Annotated in this window: 3 protein-coding genes and 1 pseudogene; all 4 read right to left on the reverse strand. The window is 65.4% G+C overall.

Features of this window, described 5'->3' with window-relative positions; all coding sequences use genetic code 11:
• Window positions 1-429 (reverse strand): coenzyme F420 hydrogenase/dehydrogenase beta subunit N-terminal domain-containing protein (locus I5M_RS02245; protein ID WP_283804856.1); only part of this gene is annotated, 429 nt, incomplete at its 3' end.
• Window positions 423-920, reverse strand: a complete 498-nt coding sequence (locus I5M_RS02250; RefSeq protein WP_022719911.1) for a DUF427 domain-containing protein — start codon at window positions 918-920, stop codon at window positions 423-425. The genes I5M_RS02245 and I5M_RS02250, both read right to left, overlap by 7 nt.
• Before the next feature lie 62 nt (window positions 921-982).
• Window positions 983-1471: a CIA30 family protein gene (locus tag I5M_RS02255; protein ID WP_022719912.1), complete on the reverse strand. Its 489-nt coding sequence runs from the start codon at window positions 1469-1471 to the stop codon at window positions 983-985.
• Window positions 1468-1776: pseudogene (locus I5M_RS02260) on the reverse strand (alpha/beta hydrolase); the annotation flags it as partial. The gene I5M_RS02255 and the pseudogene I5M_RS02260, both read right to left, overlap by 4 nt.

Below are 1776 nucleotides of genomic sequence, written 5' to 3' on the forward strand. Positions count from 1 at the left end.
CCGCATGCCGCGGCAGCGCGCCATGTCTTCGGGGTTGGTCACCAGCACCGGCACCCGCTTCCACTTGTCGTGCGGATCGGCCGTCATGTTCAGCACTGCATCAACCGCGCCGGTCTCCAGCAGGCGCTGGCCGATGGTGGTGGTGATGCCGGTCCATTGCGCGCCGTCGCGCGGCTCCTTCATCGCCGCCTGCAGCATACGGCGATAGGGGCCGAAGAACGCTTCGTCAGCGCGCGAAGGATCGCGCCTGCGGCCGTGGATCTTCAGCTCCATCGCCGGATAGTCGGGCTTGATGAACTGGCAGGCCTGGCCGCAGCGCTTCGGATCGCTCATCCGCGATACGCCGCAATCGGTGCATAAGTCGCGCGGCGCCGGCGCATTCAGCGGTGGCGTCCACAATCCAGCGGCGTGATCGTGCCGAGCTACCATCCGCGCGTCCCCGGGCCGCCTTTGAAGGGGCCGACGACGGTCGAGGTGATCCAGCCGCCGTAAAAGTCACCTTGCTGCGGCTGCACGCGTTCGTCGCCGACATAGCACGCGTCGACGCGCGAAGCATAGAATGCCAGACAGCCGGCGATTGCCTTGAAATCCGGGGAGGGCGTCTGGTAGCTCCAGGCTACGTTCTCGGCACGCCGATCCGCGGTCTCGATCGACCAGTAGCTCGCTTCGCCCTTAAACTCGCACCAGGAATGTCCGGGCGCCGCGCGCATCATATCCATCCGGATATCGGTGGGCGGGATGTAGTAGACCGGCGGGTGGCTGGTTTCGAGCACGCGAAATCCTGCGACAGTGTCGGCGATGGTCACGCCGTCGAACTCCACGCGCAATCGGGAGGCGACCGGTTCCAGCCGCGGTGGGCGCGGATAGTCCCAAACCGATTCTTGACCGGGGCCGGGCTCGTCGCGCCTTCGTCCGAACATCGTTTCGCTTCTCTAATCAGCGGCGGCGGGCATCGCCATTCGCCATAAGTCAGCTTGTCCGATCAATAGAGCCAAAGCCGGGCGACGGATAGATCTGCGTCAAAGGCGCGGCCGATGGCCACCAGCCCGATCCGCCGCAGCCGCGCGACGTTCAGCGGCGTTTCGACGCGATGCGGCACAAACTGCGCGAACGGGAACTCAAGGCGCTCGAGCTTGGTAGTCGCCGTGAAGGACGACCGGTAGGAATGCTGCGGTCGCACCAACTCGGTGGTGCGCAGATGCACGCCGTAGCTCTCGCCGTTGCCAGACACTTCTAGGCCGAGGCCGGTGAAACGCGAGGCGTCGAAAGCACTGCCATCCGAGGCGAGGTCCAAAGCGATCTGAATGAAGCCGCCGTTGTTTTCGGTTGAGACCGCGCCGCGCATCCGCGCCGCCGGCTGACCCTCGATCTCGGTGAGTTGCACCGTGCCTTGCGAGACGCCACCCATCACCGTGTCGGTGACGAGGCGCCAGGGTCGCCCGCCGGCCGGCCAGAGTTCGAGGCCGGTCACGTCACCACCATCGGGAACGTCACCGCGATCGCCCAGGCGAATAGGACAGCATTGGCCAGCGCGCCGGGGAGGGGATGGTTGGTGGCCTTGTACGTCCAGTTGCTGATCAGGCCGAAGGCAATGAACAGCAACAGGATCGCCGGCACGATGATGATCAGGAAAGACAGCTTGTGCAGATTGAGCGCCACCGCGGCGGCAAGCGAGGCGAGGAAGCAAAACTTCGCCAGCGCATAGGCGCCCCGTCGCGCTCCCGCGCCATGCGCCATTCACTCTGGGGTGACGAAATACGGGATTGTGCCGCAGGC

This window comes from Rhodopseudomonas sp. B29 (assembly GCF_000333455.1).
Lineage (GTDB): Bacteria > Pseudomonadota > Alphaproteobacteria > Rhizobiales > Xanthobacteraceae > Rhodopseudomonas.

Coding starts and splice junctions, on each gene's coding strand:
- I5M_RS02250 (WP_022719911.1), bottom strand. CDS start 920: ATGTTCGGACGAAGGCGCGACGAGCCCGGCCCCGGTCAAGAATCGGTT.